Annotated in this window: 20 protein-coding genes and 1 pseudogene; 8 read left to right on the top strand and 13 right to left on the bottom strand. The window is 71.4% G+C overall.

Features of this window, described 5'->3' with window-relative positions; genetic code table 11:
* Positions 1-102: 102 nt before the first annotated feature.
* Positions 103-1065: an NAD(P)-dependent alcohol dehydrogenase gene (locus VXC91_RS29560; RefSeq protein ID WP_329510409.1), complete on the bottom strand. Its 963-nt coding sequence runs from the start codon at positions 1063-1065 to the stop codon at positions 103-105.
* An 89-nt stretch (positions 1066-1154) separates the two neighbouring features.
* Between VXC91_RS29560 and VXC91_RS29555 the strand changes: the two genes are divergently transcribed.
* Positions 1155-1847, top strand: coding sequence for a TetR/AcrR family transcriptional regulator (locus VXC91_RS29555; protein WP_329510408.1), 693 nt, complete (start codon positions 1155-1157; stop codon positions 1845-1847).
* 64 nt (positions 1848-1911) lie between these two features.
* On the opposite strand, the gene VXC91_RS29550 is transcribed toward VXC91_RS29555, so the two are convergent.
* The 3 genes from VXC91_RS29550 to VXC91_RS29540 form a co-directional block, all read right to left on the bottom strand.
* Positions 1912-3144 carry a serine hydrolase domain-containing protein gene (locus VXC91_RS29550; RefSeq protein WP_329510407.1) on the bottom strand — a complete coding sequence of 411 codons (1233 nt, stop codon included), beginning with the start codon at positions 3142-3144 and terminating at the stop codon, positions 1912-1914.
* A 436-nt stretch (positions 3145-3580) separates the two neighbouring features.
* Positions 3581-3973 carry a hypothetical protein gene (locus tag VXC91_RS29545; protein ID WP_329510406.1) on the bottom strand — a complete coding sequence of 131 codons (393 nt, stop codon included), beginning with the start codon at positions 3971-3973 and terminating at the stop codon, positions 3581-3583.
* Positions 3973-6468, bottom strand: coding sequence for a DUF4132 domain-containing protein (locus VXC91_RS29540; RefSeq protein WP_329510405.1), 2496 nt, complete (start codon positions 6466-6468; stop codon positions 3973-3975). The genes VXC91_RS29545 and VXC91_RS29540 overlap by 1 nt, the downstream gene beginning before the upstream one ends.
* A 165-nt stretch (positions 6469-6633) precedes the next feature.
* Between VXC91_RS29540 and VXC91_RS29535 the strand changes: the two are divergent.
* The 6 genes and pseudogenes from VXC91_RS29535 to VXC91_RS29510 all read left to right on the top strand — a co-directional run.
* Positions 6634-6872 (top strand): annotated as a pseudogene (locus VXC91_RS29535) (SWIM zinc finger family protein); the annotation flags it as partial.
* A 134-nt stretch (positions 6873-7006) separates the two neighbouring features.
* Entirely contained in the window at positions 7007-8122 is a 1116-nt protein-coding gene (locus VXC91_RS29530; protein ID WP_329510404.1) for a GlxA family transcriptional regulator, read from the top strand.
* A 41-nt stretch (positions 8123-8163) separates the two neighbouring features.
* Positions 8164-9177, top strand: coding sequence for a GlxA family transcriptional regulator (locus tag VXC91_RS29525; protein WP_329510403.1), 1014 nt, complete (start codon positions 8164-8166; stop codon positions 9175-9177).
* 140 nt (positions 9178-9317) lie between these two features.
* Positions 9318-10601, top strand: a complete 1284-nt coding sequence (locus VXC91_RS29520; RefSeq protein ID WP_329510402.1) for a sensor histidine kinase — start codon at positions 9318-9320, stop codon at positions 10599-10601.
* Positions 10601-11266, top strand: coding sequence for a response regulator transcription factor (locus VXC91_RS29515; protein ID WP_329510401.1), 666 nt, complete (start codon positions 10601-10603; stop codon positions 11264-11266). The genes VXC91_RS29520 and VXC91_RS29515 overlap by 1 nt, the downstream gene beginning before the upstream one ends.
* Before the next feature lie 189 nt (positions 11267-11455).
* Positions 11456-11887 (top strand): STAS domain-containing protein, encoded by a 432-nt coding sequence (locus VXC91_RS29510; protein WP_329510400.1) that lies wholly within the window; start codon positions 11456-11458, stop codon positions 11885-11887.
* A gap of 150 nt (positions 11888-12037) precedes the next feature.
* Here VXC91_RS29510 and VXC91_RS29505 read toward each other — a convergent pair whose 3' ends face one another.
* The 9 genes from VXC91_RS29505 to VXC91_RS29465 all read right to left on the bottom strand — a co-directional run bounded on the left by VXC91_RS29505 (position 12038) and on the right by VXC91_RS29465 (position 20961).
* A complete protein-coding gene (locus VXC91_RS29505; protein WP_329510399.1) occupies positions 12038-12502 on the bottom strand; it encodes an ATP-binding protein in 465 nt (154 codons plus the stop codon).
* Between the two features lie 185 nt (positions 12503-12687).
* Positions 12688-14433 (bottom strand): aquaporin, encoded by a 1746-nt coding sequence (locus VXC91_RS29500; RefSeq protein WP_329510398.1) that lies wholly within the window; start codon positions 14431-14433, stop codon positions 12688-12690.
* Positions 14433-15425 carry an alpha/beta hydrolase gene (locus VXC91_RS29495; protein ID WP_329510397.1) on the bottom strand — a complete coding sequence of 331 codons (993 nt, stop codon included), beginning with the start codon at positions 15423-15425 and terminating at the stop codon, positions 14433-14435. Before VXC91_RS29495 ends, VXC91_RS29500 begins: the two co-directional genes overlap by 1 nt.
* A gap of 28 nt (positions 15426-15453) precedes the next feature.
* Positions 15454-16173, bottom strand: coding sequence for a histidine phosphatase family protein (locus tag VXC91_RS29490; RefSeq protein ID WP_329510396.1), 720 nt, complete (start codon positions 16171-16173; stop codon positions 15454-15456).
* Between the two features lie 184 nt (positions 16174-16357).
* Positions 16358-16648: an OsmC family protein gene (locus VXC91_RS29485; RefSeq protein ID WP_329510410.1), complete on the bottom strand. Its 291-nt coding sequence runs from the start codon at positions 16646-16648 to the stop codon at positions 16358-16360.
* A 9-nt stretch (positions 16649-16657) separates the two neighbouring features.
* Positions 16658-17080: a universal stress protein gene (locus VXC91_RS29480; protein ID WP_329510395.1), complete on the bottom strand. Its 423-nt coding sequence runs from the start codon at positions 17078-17080 to the stop codon at positions 16658-16660.
* Between the two features lie 28 nt (positions 17081-17108).
* Positions 17109-18365 carry a YbfB/YjiJ family MFS transporter gene (locus VXC91_RS29475; RefSeq protein WP_329510394.1) on the bottom strand — a complete coding sequence of 419 codons (1257 nt, stop codon included), beginning with the start codon at positions 18363-18365 and terminating at the stop codon, positions 17109-17111.
* A gap of 189 nt (positions 18366-18554) precedes the next feature.
* Positions 18555-19355, bottom strand: coding sequence for an aquaporin (locus VXC91_RS29470; RefSeq protein ID WP_329510393.1), 801 nt, complete (start codon positions 19353-19355; stop codon positions 18555-18557).
* 637 nt (positions 19356-19992) lie between these two features.
* A complete protein-coding gene (locus tag VXC91_RS29465) occupies positions 19993-20961 on the bottom strand; it encodes a pirin family protein (protein ID WP_329510392.1) in 969 nt (322 codons plus the stop codon).
* 561 nt (positions 20962-21522) lie between these two features.
* Between VXC91_RS29465 and VXC91_RS29460 the strand changes: the two genes are divergently transcribed.
* The gene (locus VXC91_RS29460; protein WP_329510391.1) at positions 21523-22707 is read left to right on the top strand and encodes a serine hydrolase domain-containing protein; all 1185 of its coding nucleotides are present in this window, start codon (positions 21523-21525) and stop codon (positions 22705-22707) included.
* Positions 22708-22717 lie beyond the last annotated feature (10 nt).

Raw genomic sequence — 22717 nt, 5'->3', positions numbered from 1 at the left:
GGCCGTAGCCACGAGATACGACAAACTTGCTGTTCGCTACGTAGCGACCGTGCTGGTCGCCGTCATAAACCAGTGGCTGTGACCAGCACAGTGCAACAGACCTTAGTCGACCCTGACCACGTACTTGCCCCGCACCCCGCCCGCCTCCAGCGCCCGGTGTGCCGCCGCTGTCTCCTCCAACGAGAAGCACCTGTCCACCGCAGGGCGCAGTCCGCCCTCCGCCACCTGGCGGGCGAGGTCGTCGAAGAGTGCCTGCGTGGGGTTGCCGCTGAAGAAGCGCACCCGGCCGCCTCCGTGTACGGCGCTGGCGGCGATGTAGCCGAGTGAGGCGGTGGGCCGTGCCGGGTCGAAGGCGATGGTGACCATGCGTCCGCCGGGTGTCAGCAGGCGCCGGAAGGCCCGCAGGTCGGTGCCCGCGGTGTCGAGGACCACGTCGAACAGGCCCAGTTCCCTCGGCGGGACGGTCCGGTGGTCGATGGCGTGGTGGGCGCCGAGCGTGCGGACGAAGTCAAGGTTGGCGGCGCGGGCCAGGGCCGTGACCTCGGCACCATATGCCTGTCCGAGCTGGACGGCGGCGTTGCCGACGCCGCCTGCAGCGCCCCGTACGAGCAGTCGTTCGCCGGGGCGCAGCCTGGCCTTGTCGCGCAGCGCCGTGATGGCCGTGGTTGCCACCGGCAGTGCGGCGGCTGCCACCAGATCCAGTCCGTCCGGGACCCGGCCGAGCCGCTCGGCCCGGACTGTCACGTACTCGGCGGCGCTGCCGAATCCGGTACGGCCCACGATGCCCCACACGCAGTCGCCGACCGCGAAGTCCGTCACGCCGGCGCCGAGTGCGGCAACCTCGCCGGTGAAGTCCAACCCGACGCGCTGCGGGAACTTCCGTCCGGTGAAGAGACGAAGCCGGCCGGAACGGGCCGCCACTTCGCTGCCGTTGACGCTGAACGCCCGCACCCGCACGAGTACCTCGCCGGGCGCCGGTTCGGGGCGCGGTACCCGGCCCACGTACAGCACCTCGGGGCCGCCGAAGCGGTCGAAAAGAACTGCCCTCATCGTGCGGTCGTCCATCGTTCTCACCTTCGCCACCAGTGGCCGTGCGGGGGATCTGGCCCCGAGCGTAGGCTCTTAACCGGACGACATCGTCCGTTGGACCGGAGGTGAGAAACAGTGGTGGAGGAATCCTCTCGGATCGCGGGCCGGCCAGGCTGCGGGCCGACGCCCGACGCAACCAGGAGCGCATCCTCGTCTCCGCCCGTGCGGTCTTCGCCGAGCACGGGATCGACGCGCCCATGGCGACCGTGGCCCGACGGGCCGGGGTCGGCGTAGCGACGCTGTACCGGCGTTTTCCGAACCGGGATGCCCTGGTGCGGGCCGCGTTCGCGCAGCAGATCGAGACCTGCGCCCGAGCGCTCACCGAGGCACTGGCCGACCCCGACCCCTGGCGGGGCTTCCAGCGGCTGGTCGAGACGGCCTGCGAGCTTCAGCGGGAGGAACAAGGGTTCCCGGCCGCGTTCGTCGCGGCCTTCCCGGACAGCACGGTGGAACACGCGCAGGCCCGAGAACGGGCCGAGCGGGACCTCCTGACCCTGGTCCGCAGAGCCCAGGCAGCGGGCGCGCTGCGGGCCGACTTCCACCCTTCTGACCTCGCCGTGGCCCTGTTGTCCCACTGCGGTCTGGTCACCGCGCTGCCGCGTGACAGTGCTGCGTCCCGGCGCCTGGTGGCGTATCTGCTCCAGTCGTTCCGCGCCGAGGCGGCTCACGGGGCCCTACCTCCGCCGAGCGCTCTGTCGCTGCGCAGTCTCCCCCTCGCGGCCGACAGCTCCCCGAGACAGCGGCCCTCCAGGGCCTGACGCAAAGCGGCGCCTGCCGCATGGCACGCCCTTCGGACGGCAACTCCGCTTTCGCAACAAGCCCCTAGTGGGCGCAGAGGGTCTTGCGTGAGGCGGTGAGCCAGGCGGAGATCTGGTCGGCGGTCCAGGTGTCCGGGTCCGCGTTGGTGGCCAGCACGAGCTGGCGGGTGCCGTCGGCGCTGGTGAAGGCATTGGTCTGGGTCCCCAGGACGGTCCCGGTGTGGCCCCACATGGTGACGCAGCACAGTGTCAGCTTTTCCAGGCCCAGCCCATAGCCCTCGGTCGGATCGGCCGGATCGATGGTGAAGGGCCCGGCTTTCGTCATCTCGGCCAGCTGCGCCTTCGGCAGGAGCTTGCCGGTGAGCAGGGCTTTGTCGAATCGGGCCAGGTCGTTGACGGTTGAGGTCAGCGCGCCTGCCGCCCAGGTGGTGGAGGGGCTGATGCCGAAGGTGATGTCCTGCGGTGCGCGGCCTGCCCGGCCCAGCATGTATCCGTGCACGGCCGGGTTTTGGATCTTCAGGGTGCGGACGGGGAGCCGGGTGTCACGCAGCCCGAGAGGGGTGATGATGCGGCGGTTGAGTTCCTGCGTGTAGGAGTGGTGGGTGACCTTTTCGATGACCAGGCCGAGCAGAAAGTAGTTGGTGTTGGAGTAGGAGAACCTCGTGCCGGGCGCGAACAGCGGTGCATGGGTGTCGGCCAGGGCCACCAGTCGGCGCGGCGACCAGTAGTATCCGGCATCCCCCCGCAGGTAGGGGGCCATGGAGGCCGGGTCCTGTTCGAAGGGGTAGAGCCCGCTGGTGTGGTTGAGCAGCTGGCGCACGGTGATGCGGTCGCCGCCTCGGATGATGCCGGGCAACAGATGCTGCACGGTGTCGTCCAGGCTCAGCCGGTGCTCGGCCACCAACTTCAGCACCACGGTGGCGGTGAACACCTTGGTGTTGCTGCCGATCCGCAGATGGTCGGCGCTGGTCACGGGCCGCCTGGCGGCCACATCGGCGTACCCGGCCGCGGCGGTCGCGGTGCGGCCGTGGTCCCGGACGAGGGCGATCGCCCCGGGCAGACCCGCCTCGGTCAGCTGGCGGACGGCCTGCCGGGTGGCGCGCTCGGCTGCCCAGGGGCGGGCCGGTGCCGTGTGCCGGACCGATGTGGGGGAGGCCGCCGTGCCGTGACCGGCGGCGAAAGCCGTGGCGCTGGGGGCAAGGACGGCTCCGGCCGCGCTTGCGGCGCACAGGAGGGCGGCGATCCACCTGCCGCGTCGGCGTGCCGGGCGCAAAGGGGTGGCGGTGTCACGGGTCATGGGGGCTCCAGGAGACAAGATGGGCGCAGGGGTCGGTCGGTGCGTCACCAGCCTTGATGCCGCCAGGGCGAAAGACGTCCGTCCCTTGGACCACCCGCGAGCTCCGCCTTGCGGGGGAGGGCGGGGTGCGGCTGCGCCTGCCGGCCGAGACCGGCAGCCCACGCAGGGCAAGGGCACGGTCAGGCCTGCCCACCCCCGTCATAGCCCCGCTGGGGCCATAGCCACCTCCACCTGCTGGGGGAGCTGACACCCTCCTCGCCATACATCGTGGACGCCGCCCCACGCACGGTATGCGATAGAGATCGGTGGGAACGGAACCGATAGCGCACAAACAGCAGGTCAGGGGCCATGGGAACGCTGCCACCGCCGGTCTTGGTGGCCCGATTCATGCGCTCGTGCCTGGGGATGGGGCAGTGACTCTGCGAGGGGCGGTCTCTCAGCCCCCGACGAGGGCGACGAGCTTGATGAAGACCAGGTCGGGATCGGTGGTGAGATCCACGGCTTCGTCCAGGTCCTCGACCTGGCGGTCGCCGGCCAGCACGAAGAACCCGTTGGCCAGGAAGGCGCGCTCGGCGATATCGGCCTGGCGCTCCCAGTCGATGCGGCGGGGTTCGCGGAGTCGGCAGCCGTTCAGCTCCGTCTCGGCGTCGTCGGGGCGGACGAGGCCGTTGAAGCGGTTGGTCGGGCGGGCGTTGTACCGAGCGGCCTCCTCACGGACCCGGAGCCTGATCAGCTCCCGTACGGTCATCCGTGCCGGCTGCCCGGCCACCTCGAACTCGGTGAGCGGCTTGCCCGTCGCGGTCTCGTCCCGGAACGTCACGGTGGCCATCAGGCACCTCGCTTGATCTGCGTAAGAATGGACTCGTCGGTGATCTTGGTGTCGGCGGCGAGCAGGAATGCCTTGCTGAGGATCAGTGAGAGTCGGTCGTCTTCGAACGGCAGGAACACCTTGCCGTTGCCCTTGCCGCGTGACGGGACGATGCACAGGTAGCTGTCGTCCGGTTCCATCAGGATGTTGGCCGACCCCAGATGGATCTTGTACGTGCGCAGATCCCCGCGGACCAGCAGGAAGCGGCCGTCGAGCGTGCACCGGTCAGCGATCTTCAGGCGCGGCAGAATCCGCTCCAGCGCCTCGCGGCGGACCTCGGCGCTCGCCGTCAGGGCACCGAACGTGGCCGTCCGCCAGTACCCGGCGTAACGGACCTCGCCCCGGTCGGTCCAGTCGGGATCGGCGGCGATCGAGGTCACGCCGACAAAAAGGTCCACGTCGCGCATCGCCTCGCTGAACACCAGCGGGGGCACCTCCGCCAGCGGAACCTCCCGCCAACGCCGGCCGTCCCGCCGCTCGAAGCGGACCTGGTCCGTCGCGGCGTGCTCGGGCGCGTAGCCGCCGTCGTCGTCCGCGGCGGTCTCATGGTGGAAGCAGGCCCGCCACTCGCCGTCGCCGAACTCGGCCCGTGCCTCCCCGTCGTGGCCGCCGTCGTACCGGCCGAGGAAGTTGGCCTGCCAGCCGCGTTCCTTGAACAGCGCGTAGAGCTGCCGGTAGTGGACGATGTGGGCGGCGAACCGGTTGGAGTAGACGCCGGTCTCCTCCTCCGCCGGAGTGAGCAGGTAGATCTCCCGGAAGGCCTGTTTGAACGGCTGTCGCAGCCGCTCGGCGACGAGCCGCTCCCGCCACGTCCTGATGTCGTCCGTCGACGCCCGGATCGGATGCCACAACCGGACGCGCTCGGGCTCGCCGGGCGGCTCGGCCATCGGTGCCACCGCACGCCACTCGCCGTCCGCATCCTGGAACTCCCAGATCAGGCCTCGGACGAGAGTCCCGGTGACCGGATGGTCGCGGTAATAGCGGCACCACTCGTCGTACGGCCACTCGCGTCCGGCCGACATCAGCGCCTCGACGCGGGCGCGCTCGTCCGACAGTGTCCCCCGCATCTCCTTGGCCAGGGCCCTCAACTCCTGGAGCTCGTCCGGGAAGCCGTCCTTCACTGCCGCCGGAGTTGTGCGGGACGTCCCCCCGTCGGGGCGCGTGAAGGTGAGCCGCACGGTCGCCGCTTCCTCGATCGCCACCTGTACCCGGTGTCCGCCCAGCTCCCGTTCCAGCGAGCCGTCCGGCGTCAGGCCATGGTCCGGCACACTGCGCTCGATGAGCTGCTCCGCCGTGATGCCCTGCTTCCCGGCTGCCCTCACCAGCGCGGTGTCGAGCTGCTTGCGCAGCGCCCGGTGCTTGATCCGTGACCGCAGCCGCCACAGGGCCTCGAGAGAGGCCGGATCGCCGGTCTCGGCCAGCGCGTTGATCGCCGCGCCCGCGAGCTTGAGGTCCTGCGTCACATCGCTTCGGGCGCCGCCGGTCCGCAGAGCGAGCGCGCCGAGGTGGTGCACCGCGGCCGGGCCGCCGGTCAGCGCGGCCGCCCAGACGGCGCCGCGCGCCAGGTCACCGTCGTTCTGGTGGATGACGTAGTGGTAGTGGTAACCGCCGTGCAGCCACCCGGTGTGCGAACCGCTTCTCCTGCTGCACAGTGGATCGTCCTCGGCCAGCGCCCGCAGGACGTCGGCCACGAGGTCCCGCGCCGACGCCGCGTCCGCGAGTTCGAGGCACGTCCGCCGCCACCTCTGCGCGGGGCGCGGTCCCGACAGGCTCGCCAAGTGCCTTACGAAGCAGGCCAGTTCCGGCGTCGGAGAGGTCTTCGCGCGGTCGCTCAGCGGCAAGGCCCAGGGAGCGTCGGCGGGGATCAGTCCCTCGGGGATGTACGCCTCGTCCACGCTCGCGAGCAGCGCGCGGAGGCGCTGGGCGAGCGATGCGTGCGAACTCGCCCCGACGGTGGTGTCCATGAGGTCCATGTGTGCGTGCCGCAGCCAGGGCGTGACCGCACGGCGGCCGTCGGCGTCGAGCTGCTCGGCGGCGTTCAGCACCAGCCGTAGGCCACCGGCGAACCAGTGGCCCATGTCGTACTCGGTGGCGCGGAGCAGCATCACGGCGACCTCGTCGGGTGTCCAGCCACGCACCCGCGAGATCAGGGCCCCGATCTCGGTGTCGTACTGCCACAGGCTCGTGTCGTCGAAGCAGGCGGCCAGCATGAGGCACAGGACCGCGGCCCTGCCCTCCTCGTCCGCGCAGGCCGCGAGCCGCCTGTCGATCTCGGCTCGGGTCGCCGCGCCCGCCGCCTCGTATCGCCGGTGGTCGTCGTGTATGGCTCGCCGGAACTCGGTCCGCTGACGTTCCAGGAGGTCGACGAGCCAACGGACGCGGTACAGCGCCGCGGACCGCACGTCGTCGAGCGAGTCGTTCCTACGGGATTCGGCCACCAAGGCGTCGTACAGCATGGCGGGATGATGACAGGGGGGACTGACAATGCGATCAACCCGCAGGATTCTCGTCTCTGTTGGATCACAGGGTCCAACTGTCGGCGGCCAGAAGCCGGTCCACGCACGGCGTCCGAGAGCTCGAGCCGCGTCAGGGCCGGCGAAGCACCCGACGTCCCGGCATTTGAGCGTGGGGGAGCCATTGCCCTGCTGCGGGCCGACACGGAGCGGCGGCAACAGGGCTGGTACGGCGGACCGGTCCTGGTCGATGCCCTGCTCGACGACAAGGACGTCGACGCCGCCTGGCAGGCCGCCACCCAAACCGGAGCCACGACCGGCAGTGGCTTGCCCTCGCCGACCAGGCGTGGGCCAACCGTCCCGCCGACGCGCTCGGCGTCTACCTGCGCCTGGCCGAGCCGGACACCGCATCCAGGTATCGGACCGCGCGCTCAAAGGAACGGGCGCTTCCCACCGTTTGGGCCGCAGAGACCGCCGATGGCCGGATACGAGGGGTATCAGTCCTTGCCCCGCCATAAGGCCTGACCCGACCCTGGGAGTCATGATCGCCTCGAACCGCCAGGCCGGCGCCGACCCTCGCACCCACCTCGTCGTGATGGTCCTCTACGACGGGGTGCAGGCGCTGGACGTCACCGGGCCGATGGACGTTCTGGCGGCCGCCAACGACCATGGGGGCCGCTACCGGGTTGTTGCCCTGTCTCCCGGGGGTAAAGAGGTGCGGACCACGTCCGGGTTGCGGTTTGCCGCCGATGGGGTGCTTGAGGAGTGGTCCGGGCGGATCCGCACGCTCATGGTTCCCGGCAGCCCCAACTGGCACGTGCCCGTGGAAGACCGCGGGCTGATAGGGGAGTTGATGCGGCTGGCCCGCTCGGCCCGTCGGGTGGCTTCCCTGTGCGCGGGGGCCTTCCCGCTGGCGGCCGCGGGTCTGTTGGACGGGTGCCGAGTGGCCACCCACTGGCGGCAGGCCGACCAGCTGGCCGCCCACTTCCCGTCGGTGCACGTGGACCGTGATGCGCTGTTCGTCCGTGACGGACGGATCATCACCTCGGCAGGCGTGACGGCTGGCATCGACCTGACGCTGTCGCTGGTGGAGGAGGACCTGGGCCCGGAGGTGGCGCGGGCCGCGGCGAAGGACCTGGTGGTCTTCATGGCCCGGCCGGGCGGCCAGTCCCAGTTCAGTGTCCGGCTGCGCGCACGGTATTGCCGCAGCGTCGGCGTGCGGGTGGTGCTGGACGCCGTGACGGCCGCTCCCCAGGCGGACCACAAGCTGCCCGCGCTCGCGGCGCGCGCGGGCGTCAGCGTGCGCCACCTCACCCGGCTGATCCGCCAGGAGACCGGCACCACGGCCGCCCGGTTCGTCGAGCAGATCCGCCTGGAAGCGGCGCAGAGCATGCTGGAATCGGGCACCGACCCCTTGGACATGGTCGCCCGCCGGAGCGGACTGGGATCGGCGGAGACACTGCGCCGTGTCTTCCAGCGCGAGCTCGGGATTTCCCCCGGCGCCTACCGTGCACGCTTTCGCAGCACCCAGCCGGACTGTCCCATGACCTCCTCCCGCCCCGCCGATTCCGGCTGCCGGCCGTCCGGCGGCACCACACCCCCCGGCAACGGGACGGCGCCCGCGGCTCCCGGCGCCAAGCCCACCACGGGCTTTTGATCGTCTTGTGCTGGTTGAGGCGGCAGGGGGAGGATTTCCCCATGGACGGCAGGAGCGGGCCGCGCCGGCGGCCGCATCTTGTGGTGATGGTGCTCTTCGACTGCGTCCAGTTGCTGGATGTGACCGGGCCGCTGGAGGTGTTCGCCGCCGCCAACGACCAGGGAGCCTGCTACCGGTTGCTGACCGCCTCCTGTGGGGGGCGGGAGGTGGTGACCACGGCGGGTGCGCGGCTGGCGGCGGATGCGGCCCTGGAGGAGTTCACCGGCACCATCGACACCCTGATCATCCCCGGCCGCTCCGACTGGCGCCGGGCGGTGTCCGACGCCCTCCTCATCGCCGGGATCAGCCGCCTGGCCGGGTTCTCCCGCCGGGTGGCCTCGGTGTGCGCGGGCGCGTTCCCGCTCGCAGCCACCGGGCTGCTCGATGGACGTCGGGCGGCCACCCACTGGTGCCTGGCCCGCGAACTGGCCGAGAGCTTCCCGCACGTCCAGGTCGACGCCGATTCCATCTTCGTGCGCGACGGGAAGGTCATCAGCTCCGCCGGTGTCACCTCCGGCATCGATCTGGCCCTGTCGCTGGTCGAGGAGGACTTCGGGCCCGAGGTGGCGCGTGCCGCGGCCAAGTACCTGGTGGTCTTCATGGCCCGGCCGGGCAGCCAGTCCCAGTTCAGCGTGCGCCAGGCCGCCCGGCAGCCCCGCCACCAGGTGGTGCGGCAGGTGCTGGACGACGTCACCGCGGACCCCGCCGCCGATCACAGCCTGGAGGCCGTGGCGGGGCGGGCCGGCGTCAGCGTACGCCAGCTCACCCGGCTCTTTCGCGCCGAGGCCGGGATGACCGTGACCCGCTTTGTGGAGCAGATCCGCCTCGAGGCCGCGCAAGGGCTGCTCGAGTCCGGCACCGACCCGCTGGACGTCGTCGCCCGCCGTTCGGGTTTCGGCTCCGAGGAAACCCTGCGCCGTGCCTTCCAACGGGAACGCGGAATCACCCCCGGCGCCTACCGGGCGCGGTTCAGGACCACCTTCACGGCACAGCCGGTTTTGGCCGCTACACCCTGACCGGCCCTCCTTTCATTCCGGCCACAAATTCGGCCGCACTTCCCGCTGAACGGGCCATATCTTCCTTTTCGCACCGGATTCGGAAATCCGTCGCAGTTCTTGCACGTTGCCGAGTCCGTACCGCGATAAAAGGGGCCGCTTTGGGAGCTGTCATCGGCAGACGTTTCACTCTTGCGCACGAGGCGCGCGGGCACGGGCACATCGATGCCCTCGCCCGGCGCCGGGTACCGCCCGCGGTGGTCGATTTCCTGCTCGCCCCGTTGCTCGCGGTGGCCGCCCTCGCGGAGGCCGCCCATCCCGCGCATCCGACCGGACGCGGCCTGGATGCGGTGGGCATCGCCTTGGCCCTGATGGTGGGAGCCCCCTTCGCGGTGCATCGCCGATGGCCGAGCGCCACGCTGTGGGCCGTCGGCGCGGCAGCGGCCGCGCTCCAGGCCCGCCACTCCATCCCCGGCCCGGTGACCGGCGGGGGCGCCACCATCGGCATGGTGCTGCTGGCCGTCGGGGTGGCGGTCTTCCTCACCACCGTCCGCTACGGACGCTGCCCGACCTACCGGCTGCTGGTGGTGACGGCACTGGTGGCCGGCGCCACCGAAGTACTGATCGCCCCCACCGACGGCATCGGCTCGGTCCTCGTCGTGGACGTCCTCGTGGTCGCCGCGTGGGCTTTGGGATGCCTGGTCAGGGCCCGCCGTGCCATAGCGGCCGAGGCGCTCGAGCATGCCGCCGCCGTGAAGCGTGAGCAGGTCGCACTGGCCCGTACGGCCGTAGTGGAGGAGCGCGCCAGGATCGCCCGCGAACTGCATGACATCGTGGCCCACCATGTGAGCCTGATGATCGTGCAGGCCATCGCCGCCGACCGCGTCCAGAGCACGGACCCGGCCAAGACCCATGAGATGCATGCCGCCATCGAAGCGACCGGCCGTGCCACTGTCGCGGAGCTGCGGCGCCTGCTGGAACTGCTGCGCACCGAGGAGGACGAGGCGGTGGCGGGACGCTCGCCGCAGCCGGCCCTCGCCGACATCCCCCGGCTGCTGGACTCCTTGCGCGAAGCCGGACTTCGCGTGGAGTCCACCCACACGGGCACGGGCCGCCCTCTGCCGGCCGGCACCGAACTCACCGCCTACCGGGTCGTGCAGGAAGCATTGACCAACACGCTCAAACATGCCGGGCACACCCACGCGGCCGTCACTTTCGACTGGCAACCGCACTGCCTGACCCTCACGGTGCGCGACGACGGCCCGCTCGTGCCCGCCGCCGCCCGGCCCGTGCCGCCCGGCGGCGGGCACGGCCTGGTGGGCATGCACGAACGCGTCGCGGCCGTCGGCGGCAGCCTCCACACCGGCTCGCTTGCCCACGGCGGCTTCCTCGTCCGCGCCGACCTGCCCCTGACCCCGTCCGACAACGAAACGGCCTATTCCTGATGACTGCCACCCGCATCCTGCTCGTCGACGACCAGCCCATGATCCGCACCGGGCTCCGCCTCATCCTCGAAGCCGAACCCGATCTGACCGTGGTCGGCGAATCCGGCGACGGCCTGGCCGCGGTCGAGGACACCCGCAGCCTGCAACCGGACGTCGTCCTCATGGACATCCGCATGCCCCGGCTGGACGGGGTGGAGGCGACCCGCCGCATCCTCCAGACCCAGTCGGCGACCCGGGTGATCATCCTGACCACCTTCGACCTGGACGAACACGTCCTGGACGCACTGCGCGCCGGGGCCAGCGGCTTCCTGGTCAAGGACGGCCCGGCCGACTCCCTCGTCGGAGCGATCCGCACGGTCGCCTCAGGGGAGGCGATCATCTCGCCGCGGGTGACCCGCCGCCTCCTCGAACGGTTTGCCGCACTCCCCGAACCGGTGCCCGCCCCGCCGAGCCTCAACGCCCTCACAGAACGGGAAATGGACGTGCTCCGGGCCCTGACCCGTGGTCTGTCAAACGCCGAGATCGCCGCCGAACTCTTCGTCAGCGAAGCCACCGTGAAGACCCATGTCGCCCACATCCTCGACAAGTACCACCTGCGCGACCGCGTCCAGGCCGTCATCCTCGCCTACGACACCGGACTTGCCCTGCCCTCCACCCACCCCTAGGCGCGGCGCCGGGGAGGAGGCGCCCGCCACCGTCATCCCCACGAATGACCTCCACCATCGCCACCTCGATGGATGCCCACGGACGCGGTGGGGCGCAGGCTGGAAACAGTCAACGGCCACGTCCCCGTTGGCGGCAGCGAGCGCTGCGTCGGACAGGCGGCCAGAGATCTCTTGAGGAAACAACACGTGATGACCACGAGCACGCTCGACCGTCCTGCCCTCGGCCCGACGATCTCCTGGCTGTGCCCGTGCGGTGTGCGCATCACCCTCCTCATGGGGCCCGGCTGCAGCATGCTCGTCCGCCTGAGCGGCGAACTGGACATCGCCACCAGCCCCGCGGTCAACAACGCCCTCGACTTCTGCCTCAGCCTCGACCACAGCCACGGCGTGACCCTCGATGCGGCCGAGGTCACCTTCATCGACGCGGCCGGTCTGCGCCCCCTGGTCGAGGCCCACGCGCTCAGCAGGCGACGCGGCCAGTGGCTGCGCATCGCACCGGCGAGCGATGCGCTGCGCCGGGTGCTGACCCTGACCCGGCACACCCACCGGCTCCTTGACTGCATGGCAGCCGGGCAAGGCGACACCGACCAGGTCCGGCCCGGATCGCCGCCGCAGCGCTGAGCACGTCCCTGTGCGAAGGGGAGAGGTCTTGTGCCGCCTTGCTTCATCGGACGCCGATTCCTCCCCGGCCCGAAGACCAGGGCCTCCTCGGGCGTTTGCGGGGAAGCCGGTGGTGCAGCCGCCGGCACCCGCGTGCGGCTCTCGGCCGGGTCACGCCACGTCGGCGGCGGATTGCGCCGCCGGCGTACCGGCAACCGCCAAGCGCAGTACCGCACCCACGCGCCATCCCTCCGGCTCGCGGGTCACCTCGATCGTTTCGACCAGTGCCTCGACGATGGCCAGGCCGCGTCCGTGCTCGGCCAGTTCCTGCGGGATGACGAGCCGGTGGGCCGCCGAAGGATCTCCGGAGTCCGTCACGCACAGGTACAGCCAGCCCGTCTGCTGGAGGAGGCGGATGGTCATCTCCGCGTGGCCGTAGCGGACGGTGTTGGCGGCCAGTTCACTGATGACCAGTAGGGCCGTGTCGAGGTCGTCCGCACTCACTCCCCACCGGGTGAGCAGATCGGTGGTCCAGTGACGGGCGACACTCACGCTGGCTGGTTCGGCGGGCAGCGCCACCACAGCGGTTTGAGCAGGACCCGTCACGGGCGGCGTCATCCGACGTGGGGCGTCCACGGCCAATACGGTCTGGTGAGCTGCAGGGTGGGGATAGCGCGGACGGGACAGCATGGCGACCTCCGAGGGGGCCTGTGCGGCGGAGGATCCGTCGGCATACAGGGGACAACCGGGTGCGCCCGCGTGGGCATGGCCGTGCCTTCGGACCTGTTTCCCACGCCTTCGGCCCTCCGCGCAGTTGCGCGTCATCGGGCCCGGTTTCGCAGGGCGTCGTCACTCCCGCACAGCCGGTAGGTGCACGGTGCGGGGGTGCCCAGGCGGCGCTGGAACAGGCAGTGGACCGCGGCCCCGAGCGACGCGCCGATCAGCGGAGCGACCAGATACACCCACAGCAGTTGGGTGCCACCGGACAGCAGCGCAGGACCCAACTGGCGTGCCGGGTTCGCCGAGCCTCCACTCAGTTGCCCCAGCACGGTGATGATCAGAGCCGTCACTGTGCCGACGGCGTACGGCAGCATGCGGCTGATGGCGGGGCGGGCCAGGAAGAACCCCACCATCACGACCACGAGCGTGAGGCAGCCGGCCTCCGCGACCACCAGCGCGGTTGTGCCCCACACCGGGCTGGGGTGCACGGCGGCATAGCGCAGCGAAGGCCGGGATACCACCGGGCCCCAGCACAGCCGCCCCAGCGCGGTGCCCGCCACCGAGCCTGCCAGCTGCGCGGCGGCGTAGGCGGGCACGTAGCGCCCGGGGAAGGCGCCCATCAGCCACAGCGCAACGCTGATCGCAGGGTTCATGTGGGCACCGGAACAGCGCCCCGGCGCGGAGGTGATCAGCACCACGAGGACGATGCCGACCACTACCCCCACGATCGCCGTCGCCGCGCGCGTGCTGTTCACGGCGAGCGGCGAGTCCGGTGATGTCAGCCAGCGGGCGGCAGTGACCACGCTATACAGCAGGACCGACGTCAGCACGAACTCCCAGGCCGCGTCGACAAGCCCATACAGCGGGCGGCGGTCCGAAGGCGCGGCGGCGGAGCCGGTGGCTTCTTCCCGGAGCACCTTTCGACGGTACGTCGCAGGGCGGCCGCACGGGCAGGGAGACAGCCGACGGCCGGTCATGGCGTGCGGGTATCGGGCGGCAGCAGTAGGCCAGATCTTTCGCACAGTGCTGGTCAGCGCCCGTCCCTGTCGCCGGCCTTGGCGGGCGGATGCGGGCCGCCGGGCGGGGTCCAGCGGATTGGGGCCGATCGCGTCCAGTGCGGCGTCGTCGGGCGTGATGACCTGGACCTGGCTGTGCGCGCGCAGCAGCGGCACCTCGCCGGCCAGTCCCTCAGATGCGGGGTTGAGGCCGGGGCCGGTGTCGGGCGCGAGGACGACCACCACGTCGTGGCCCAGGGCGAGGTCGGCGTTTGTCGCGGAGCGGACGCTGCCGTCGACGTAGCGGCGTCGGGCGACGGAGGCGGGCGGCCATATGCCGGGTACGGCGCAGCTGGCCGCCACGGCGGATGCCAGCGGGACGCCCGAGGTGCCGTCCCACACGGCAAGATCGCCCGTCTGTGCGTCCACCGCCGTGATGAGCAGCCGGCGGGCGGGCCAGGTGTCAACGGGCAGCCGGGCTTGGATGGTCCGCATCCGCTCGGCCTCCGAGACAGTCGGCGCCGCAAGGGCCATGGCACCGATCCGGGCCCTGATCTCCCGCTCGTCGCGGGCGCCCTCTATCAGGCGGGTGAAGGCGGCCGCTGTGCCCTGCGGGTCGAAGTCGGCCTTCACCTCCTGGGAGGTGCCGGCGGGCGCCAGTTGGTCGGCGAGGAGGTGGTCAAGGCCGATGCCGCTGGTGGCCTGGACCGCCACGACCGATCCGGCAGACGTGCCGACCACCAGGTCGGCGCCCGCGAGGTCCACCCCCGCCTCCTGCAGCGCCTGGAGCACCCCCAGCTCCCAGGCGATCCCCGTCACGCCGCCTCCGCCGAGCACCAGGGCCGTCGACATCAGTAGCCCCCCGCCTCGGGACGGGGCGCGGCAAGAGCCTGCCGCAGCGCCTGCCCGGCCTGGTCGATCGCCGCCTGGGAGAGGGGAGAGGCCGCCAGCGCGTCCTGCGCGGTGAACGAATGGATCGCCCCCAGGTAGCGGACCGCGACGACGGGGACACCTGCCTGCGTGAGCTTGCGGGCGTAGGCCTCGCCCTCGTCGCGCAGCACGTCCGCCTCGGCCGTGATCACCAGGGCCGGCGGCAGCCCGGCCAGCTCCGCTGTGGTGGCCCGCAGTGGTGCGGCGGTCGGTTCGGTGCGCACCGAGCGGTCGGGCGCGTAGCGGTCCCCAAACCACCGCATCTGCGCGCGGGTGAGGAAGAAGCCGTCCGCGAACCGCTCATAGGACGGCGTGTCGAACCCGGCGTCCAGCGCCGGGTAGAACAACACCTGCTGCAGCAGGCGGGGGCCACCCCGGCGCTTGGCCAGCAAAGCGACGGCGGTGGCCAGGTTGCCACCCGCGCTGTCCCCGGCGACCGCCAGCCGGGACCCGTCCAGGCCCAGCTCCTGCCCATGCTCGGCGATCCAGGCGGTGGCCGCGTAGACCTCTTCGAGTGCGACGGGATAGCGGGCTTCCGGCGAGCGGGCGTACTCCACGAACACCACCGCCACGCCGCCGGCGTGGGCCAGGTCGCGGGTGGTGCGGTCGTAGGAGAAGCGGTCGCCCAGCACCCAGCCGCCGCCGTGGAAATACATCACCGCAGGCAGTACGCCCGAGGAGCCTTCCGGCCGCACGATCCGCACCAGCACGGTGCCGCCGGGCCCGATGGGCAGGTGCTGCTCGTGGATGTGGACGGGCTTGAGCACCGCCTGGGCGGCGGACCGGCCCGCCAGGGCGTCGGCTCGGGCCTCGGCGGGCGAGAGGGTTTCCAGCGGCGGCGCATCGGCCGCGGCCAGCTGTGCCAGGAAGCGCTTGGCATACGCATCCAGGTGTACGGGGGCGTTGGTGCCCAACGGTTCCTCCATGAATGGCTCGGGGGTGTCAGGGACGGTTCTTCGCGGCGTCGGTGGCGCGATGCTGCGGCGCCGTGGGCGGGATGCGCCCTGCCGGCGGCACCGTGGTGTCGCCGGTGGCTGCCGGGGGGCGGGCGAGTGGACGGTTGTCGAAGGACGGGCTGAAGTTCCAGCTCAGCAGGCTGGGCCGCCCGTCGTAGTGGGCCAGGCGCCCCAGAGAGGCGGTGCCCAGCGCCAGGTGCGCCCCGGTAGCGGGGGACAGGCCGAGCCAGCGGGCGGTCATCAGCCGGATGAGGTTGCCGTGCAAGACGAGGACGACAGGTCTGCCGCCGGCCAGGAGCCGGCGGGCGCGCTCGAGCACACAGTCAGCCCGGGCGGTCACCTCCAGCAGGCATTCGCCCGTGCACACCGTGGTGTGCAGGGCGTCGTCCCAGATGTCGTGGTGGCACCGCCCGCTCCCGCAGCGCTCGTCCACGCTGTGCCCGTCGGGCAGCTGGTAGCTCCACTCCCGCAGGTCGGGGTTGATGTCCGCGGTCAGGCCCGCCAGCTGTGCGGTGCGGCGGGCCCGCAGCGCTGGACTGCACAGCACGTGGGCGTCCTGGTAGGCCTGAAGATGCGGCAGGAGCAAGCCGGCCTCGCGCTTGCCCGCGGCGGTCAGGTCGGGATCGTCCTGCCCGGTGTAGTAGCGGCGGGAGCGGTTCCAGGCCGTCTCCGCGTGCCGGACGAGAATGATCTGCTGCTGGGGCATCTGCCACCATGCCTTTCTCGCGGCCCCGGCGCCTGCCGGCCCGGGAGGGCCGAGGGGTGCCGGGGCCGCCTTGCTTGCCAGGTGCCGGCGTCGTCTGCGACGACCGGCTGTTCGATGTGCACCCTGGTGAGGGGCGGCGGGGCGCTCAGCAGCCGGTGGACGGGGCAGCGTCCGATCACGGCCATCAGCCTCGCCGCCGGTCGTCGTCGAGGTCTGCGTCCAGATGGACGACGACCGGCTCGCCGCCCTGCTCCAGCCGCAACCGGACCTGCACATCGCGCAGTGTCCAGGTGCGGCGGTCGGCGTACATCCTCACGGTCATTGAGGTTGAGGCGCCCAGAGCGGCGAGCAATACCTCGACGGGGTCGGGCCCGTGTCGTCGCCGGCGGGGGTGGGTTCGTCGGCGATCAGACGGTGGGGCCCGACCGCGATTCTGCGGGCCAGGCCTGTCTGATCGGTGACGTGCACCGTGCAGTGGGACATCTCAGCCCTGCCCGGGAACCAGGAGCACGGCGGTGCGGCTGTTGTGGGCGATCGCGATGCTGACACTGGGGGAGAACCAGCTGGCGAGACGACTGCGGTGGTGCGGGCTGACGACGATCAGGTCGGCGTCGAAGCCCTCGGCGGCCTCCCGCACGGCCTGCGCCACATCGGACACCAGCCCGTCCAGCAGCTCGCCGTCGGCCTGGATGCCGGCCTGCCGTAGCGTCGATACGGCCGAGTCCAGGACCCGGTGGGCGGCTGCGTCGTCCTCCAGGCCGATGACGGTGTCGTACACCACCTCGGAGGTGTCGATGTGCAGCACACGGACCTGCGCGCCGCTCAGGAAGGCCAGTTCGGTGGTAGTGCGGATCGCGCTCTGCGAGGCCGGGCTGTCGTCGACGGCGACCAGGATGCGGTGAAACATGGGGGTCTTGCTCCTTGAGAGGGGTGGGTCAGCGCCGGACGGCGCTCGGGGCGGAGGCGGCGGCCGGCGCCTCCTGATGGTGGTGTTCTGCTGTCCGCTCGCGCTGGATGAGGGCGACGGCGGCGGAGACGGCGAGCAGCACGACGGACAGCCACAGGCCCTTGGCGATGCCTCCGGAGGAGTCGGACAGCAGGCCGGAGACCAGCGGTCCGACGGCCTGGCCGACGCTGAAGGCCACCGTCAGCAGGGCGATGCCCAAGGTCCAGGCGTGCGCGGGCAGCATCCGGCGGGCCAGGACGGTTACGGCGGTGGGACCGGCCATGAACGACCCGCCGAAGATGATCGCCGAGGCGATTGCGGCGCCCATCCCGTGCCACAGCAGTACGGGCAGTACACCGATCAGCACGACCGCCGAGACCAGCGCGGGGGCCGTGCCGCCGCGCAGTCGGCCGATCACCCGGCCCCACACCAGCAGCGTCGCCGCTGCGGAGGCCACGCCCAGCACGATGAAGAACGTGCCGGTGCCCCAGACCTTCATGCCCTGGCTGTGCAGCAGGGCGACGACGAAGGTCATGTAGGACACGTAGCCGGCCCCGAACAGCACGTACCAGACGAACAGGGGCGTCAGCGGCTTGAGGCCGGCGCGGCCGCCGTGGGTGGCGCCACTCGCGGCCTGCTCGGGGACCTGGCGTGCGGCCCAGGCGGCCGGCCCGATGGCGAGGAGGGCGAGCAGACCCATCAGCAGCCACCCGGCCTGCCAGCCGGACACGCCCCAGGCGGTGAGCGCCGCGGGGACCACCACGCCGGAGAGCACCACGCCGATGCCGACGCCGGCCATGTACATCGCGACCAGGGAGGCCGAGCGGGCCTGTTGGCCACCGCTGTGGACGCGGGAGGCGAGCGCCGAGCCGACCACGAAGGTCACCGCGGTGCTCAGGCCGCCGATGAAGCGCAGGACGGTCAGGCCGGCGAAGTTGTCGGTCGCCCCGGAGGCGAGCAGGGCGAGCGCACTGATGACGATGCCCCACACGAACGCTGACCGGGAGCCGAAGCGGCGCGACCACCAGGCGGCGGTGGCGGCGCCGATGATGTAGCCCAGCGCGTTGGCGGTGTTCATCCCGCCGGCCGCCGCATAACTCCAGTGCAGCTTCTCGCGCATGGCCGGCAGCAGCAGCGCATAGGCGAACCGGGTGAAGCCCAGCGCCACCACCGGGCCCGCCGCCAACGCCAACGCAACCAGAAACTCCGGCCACTGCTTGGCGGCCGCAGACGGTGAGGCGGTCATCGCACACGCTCCCAGGCAGTCGAGTCGATCATCACAGGGCCTTTCTCGAACGATCTGGATGTCAGGATCACGGCGCTTGATCAGCGCCTTCACGGGCCTTCAACCCGTGCCGCGCGGGCGGCCATGTCCGGCCTGCGGGCCGCACTCCCCACGGATCGGGCCATCGCCCAACCCGCCCGCGGCGGACGGTCACGGTGCGGCCGAACCGGTCACGGCAGGCACGCCGTCACCCGGGGCTGATGGCGGTGAGGTGGGCAGCGCAGGAGCGTGCGGCAGGCGCCTGCGCACCAAGCCGAAGAGCCCGCCGCCCACCAGCGGGGCGATCAGGTACACCCACAGCCACGCCAGGTCGTGGGAGAACAGCTCCGGCCCGAACTGCCGGGCCGGGTTGAAGCTTCCGCCCCACCCCCGGCCGGTCAGCAGGATCAGCGCGGCGATCACCGACCCGGCGACCGCCGGCAGCACGAAGGCCAGGCGGGGCCGGGCCGCCACGAAGGTCACCGCCGCGAGCATCACGGCGGTCGCCGCCGCCTCGGAGGCGAACACCGCTACCCAGGGGATGTGGTCGGACGCCCGGATGACGGCGTAGCCGACGGCGGGATCGGCCGTCTGCTCGCCCCACACCAGCCGGCCCACCGCCACCCCCGCGAGGGAACCGGCCAGTTGGGCTGCGGCGTAGGCCGCCGCATCCCGCCCCGGCAGGGCACCCATCAGCCAAAACGCCAGCGAGACGGCCGGGTTCATGTGGCCGCCCGAACGCCGCCCGAACGGCGAGACGATCAGCAGGGCGACGGTGGTACCGCTGACCACGGCGTCCGCGACCAGCCGGCCCTCCTGCGAGGGGATGGCACATGTCACAAGACCCTCGGCGCCGAACAGGTGCCTGAACAGGGTGACCATCACCAGCAGCAGGATCGCGGTCGCGGCGAACTCGCTCAGCCACGCACGCCAGTTGTGCCGGCTGCGGCTGCGCCGGCTCGGTGTTCCCACAGCATCCTCCTGATCACCGCGTGACCACACGCGTACCGACGGGACATGCGGCCTTGGCATGTGCCCGCCCGCCGACTGTCTGCGCGTCCCGTTCACGGCCCCGGCCGGACCGTTTTCACGTGGGCCCTGGGCCGCCCGTGGCGGGCGGTTGTGCAAGGTCAACCCGCGCTCCGGCCGGGCGCATGCCCGCGGGAACGGCCACATGGCCCACGGATCAGGCCACGGCCGCCCGATGCCGGACGGCCCGCTCCCGCTTCCGCTGCCTGGCCCCGGCGGTGGGCACCGGCCGACGGCCAGGACGAGCCCGCCCGGGGCGAAGACGCGCCGCCCACACTCGCGCGGCGCCTTGCACCGCTCTTGCACGGCCGGCACCCCACCCCGGCCGCACGGTGCAATCCGGCTGCAACGCCGGCCGTCAGGCTCGCCGCACACCCAGGCGGCCTGCGGCATGTCGGCCCCAGAAAGAAAGAGCGACCCCCATGACGGACCCTCTCGCCCCCTCACCGCGCACGACGTCGCCGTGTGGCTGGACGATCTCGACCGGCGGGACCTGGAGTCGGGCGAACTGCCCTCCGCCCCTGCCGGGCGCGCGGGCGAGCTCACCGGCTCTGCGGCCGTCGCCGGTCCTGCCGCACCCTTACGGCGTTCCCTCCAGGCGGTCTGCGGGAATGCGGCCCATCCTGCCTTGCTGGTAGTCCTCGACGGCCTGCCGGATCTCCGCCTCGGTGTTCATCACGAACGGGCCGTAGCGGGCGATCGGCTCCCTCAGCGGCACGCCGCCCAGCAGCAGCACCTCAAAGCGGCCTGTGCGGCCGCGCTGATGGGCCGCCGCCTGAACGGTGATGACATCCCCCGCACCGAACACCGCCAGTTGCCCCTCCCTGACGGGACGCCTGTCCGGGCCCACGCTCCCCGCTCCCTGCAGGACGTAGACCATCGCGCTGAACTGCGGATCCCACCCGGTCCGCAACCGCGCCTGGGGAAGCAGACTCGCGTGCGCATAAACAATCGGGGTGTAGGTCACGCCCGGTCCCTGGTAGCCGCCGAGACCCCCGGCGATCAGGCGTACCAGCGCCCCGCCGTCATCGGAGGTGAGCAGCCGCAGCTTGTCCGCCCGGACGTCCTGGTAGCGCGGCTGCGCCCACTTGCGGGTGCGCGGCAGGTTCACCCACAGCTGGATGCCGTGACTGAGGCCGCCCTTGGCCAGGACCTCCTCGCTGGGGACCTCGTCGTGCAGGATCCCCGACCCAGCGGTCATCCACTGCGTGTCCCCGTCCGATATCACGCCTCCGCCACCGTTGGAATCGTGGTGCACCACCGTGCCGTCGATGACGTAGGTGACCGTTTCGAAACCGCGGTGAGGGTGCCAGGGGGCGCCCTTGGCCTCGTAGGGCTGGTAGACGGTCTCACCGACGTGGTCGAGCAACAAGAACGGGTCCGCGTCGGGCAAAGCAGCGCTCGGGAACGGGCGGCGCACCATAAAGCCGGCCCCCTCCCGCTGCTGGGGCGCGGTGACCAGGTGGCGGACGGGGCGGTCGGTGGCGGTCGCGTCAGGGCGCGGGAGTCGGGGGAGGACCAGGAGATCCTCGACGGTTACAGCCGGCATAACGGGTCCTTCGTATGTACGGTGCGGGCGACGTTCAAAGCGGCGACGATCCGCTGGGAGAGGGTTACTTGCGTATCTCTGCCGGACAGAACCCCGGCAGGCGGGCGGCGTCCAAGTGCGGCCGAGGCCGGGCAGTCGTCGATGCGTCCGCCCCGACCCATGGGGCCGGCCCTGTCGGCCGGTACCGCCCTGGGATGGCCTACCGCCGAATCTAGCTCGCGGACCCGGCACGGTCGCCGCAGGAAGCGGTCACACCTGCCACATATCGGGACCTCGTTGTGCGGCCCGGCCGACGCTCCGGCCCGCGGGCGACGGCTGCCCGGTCCGCCGTAAGAACCACCACCGCGGGGCGCTCACCTGTTGGGGGGAGACGCAACCTCGGCCACGCGGCTGAGGCGACCGCGGCACCCGCCATCGAGGCCGGATGGTGCGCCGCTTTTGCGTTGGCGGCGCCCGCCGTTGGGCGGGAGACCGGGTGATCAGCCGGTCTCCCGCCCGGCTCCGGGGCGGGCGCGGCGGCGTGTGTGAACCGGACAACTCCTGGATGTGAGAGGTTTCTTCATGCGTCTTCCCCTGCTCGCCGCCGCGACCGTGCTGTCGGGTGCCCTGGCCGTGCCCGCTGCCGTTCCCGCCTTCGCCGACCCGGCCCCTCCCGCGGCCGCCGTCACGTACAGTGCTGCGGCTCATCGGCCCGGCGTCGCCGATCAGGCCGCGTGGCACAAGGCCCTGGACGACCTCGTCACCGCGGGCGTGCCCGGCGTCATCGCCGAGGTACACGACGCCCACGGCACATGGACCGGCACCAGCGGCAGGGGCGACCTTGACCACCGCCGACTCCCCCCGGTCGACGGACGCTTCCGCGCCGGAAGCAACACCAAGATCTTCGTCGCCACCACCGTGCTGCAACTCGTGGCAGAGAAGAAGGTGCGCCTGGACGCGCCCATCGAGCGCTACCTGCCCGGCCTGGTGCCAGACGGGCGGCACATCACCGTCCGGCAGCTGCTCAGCCACCGCAGCGGACTGTACGACTACACCGACTCCCTGTGGCACGGGAGCCTTTCGGAGCTCTACCAGACGCGCTTTCGCCACTGGACACCCCGGCAGCTGCTCGCCGAAGCCTTCCGGCACGCCCCCTACTTCGCCCCCGGCACCTCCGGCCACTACTCCAACACCAACTACATCGTGCTCGGCATGCTGATCGAGAAAGTCACCGGCAAGAGCACCGAGCAGGAGATCACCAACCGGCTCATCAAACCCCTCGGGCTCCACCACACGGGCTTCCCCGGCAACTCGGTCCGCATCCTGGGCCCGCACGCCCACGGCTACCTGCGCATGAACGGCCCAGGCTCGCCGTACACCGACATCACCGAAGAGAGCATGTCGTGGGCATCGACGGCCGGTTCCCTCATCTCCACCACCCATGACCTCAACCGCTTCTTCAGCGCGCTGATCGGCGGAAAGCTGCTGCCGCCGGCCCTGCTGCACCAGATGCAGGACGCCCAGCCGCTGCAAAAGGGCGCGACCGACTACGGGCTCGGCCTCAGCCGCCTGACCGACCCGACCTACGACACGGCCTACGGCCACATCGGCAGCGCCCCGGGATACAGCACGTACAGCTTCACCACGGCCGACAACAGCCGGCAGGTCACCCTGTCCCTCAACATCCTGATCGACTCGCAGAAGCTGAAGACAGCCACGGACAACGCACTGAAGACGCTGCTGCGCCATGCCACCACGGCGAAATAGCAGTCCCACA

The organism is Streptomyces chiangmaiensis (assembly GCF_036281785.1).
GTDB classification, from domain to species: domain Bacteria; phylum Actinomycetota; class Actinomycetes; order Streptomycetales; family Streptomycetaceae; genus Streptomyces; species Streptomyces chiangmaiensis.
Note: the sequence above shows the minus strand (reverse complement) of the source record. Positions and strands in the feature narration are given on the sequence as shown.

Coding starts and splice junctions, on each gene's coding strand:
- VXC91_RS29540 (WP_329510405.1), bottom strand. CDS start 6,468: ATGCTGTACGACGCCTTGGTGGCCGAATCCCGTAGGAACGACTCGCTC.
- VXC91_RS29480 (WP_329510395.1), bottom strand. CDS start 17,080: ATGTTTCACCGCATCCTGGTCGCCGTCGACGACAGCCCGGCCTCGCAG.
- VXC91_RS29515 (WP_329510401.1), top strand. CDS start 10,601: ATGACTGCCACCCGCATCCTGCTCGTCGACGACCAGCCCATGATCCGC.
- VXC91_RS29550 (WP_329510407.1), bottom strand. CDS start 3,144: ATGACCCGTGACACCGCCACCCCTTTGCGCCCGGCACGCCGACGCGGC.
- VXC91_RS29500 (WP_329510398.1), bottom strand. CDS start 14,433: ATGTCGACGGCCCTGGTGCTCGGCGGAGGCGGCGTGACGGGGATCGCC.
- VXC91_RS29510 (WP_329510400.1), top strand. CDS start 11,456: ATGACCACGAGCACGCTCGACCGTCCTGCCCTCGGCCCGACGATCTCC.
- VXC91_RS29525 (WP_329510403.1), top strand. CDS start 8,164: ATGGACGGCAGGAGCGGGCCGCGCCGGCGGCCGCATCTTGTGGTGATG.
- VXC91_RS29465 (WP_329510392.1), bottom strand. CDS start 20,961: ATGCCGGCTGTAACCGTCGAGGATCTCCTGGTCCTCCCCCGACTCCCG.
- VXC91_RS29560 (WP_329510409.1), bottom strand. CDS start 1,065: ATGGACGACCGCACGATGAGGGCAGTTCTTTTCGACCGCTTCGGCGGC.
- VXC91_RS29530 (WP_329510404.1), top strand. CDS start 7,007: ATGATCGCCTCGAACCGCCAGGCCGGCGCCGACCCTCGCACCCACCTC.
- VXC91_RS29460 (WP_329510391.1), top strand. CDS start 21,523: ATGCGTCTTCCCCTGCTCGCCGCCGCGACCGTGCTGTCGGGTGCCCTG.
- VXC91_RS29545 (WP_329510406.1), bottom strand. CDS start 3,973: ATGGCCACCGTGACGTTCCGGGACGAGACCGCGACGGGCAAGCCGCTC.
- VXC91_RS29475 (WP_329510394.1), bottom strand. CDS start 18,365: ATGACCGCCTCACCGTCTGCGGCCGCCAAGCAGTGGCCGGAGTTTCTG.
- VXC91_RS29490 (WP_329510396.1), bottom strand. CDS start 16,173: ATGCCCCAGCAGCAGATCATTCTCGTCCGGCACGCGGAGACGGCCTGG.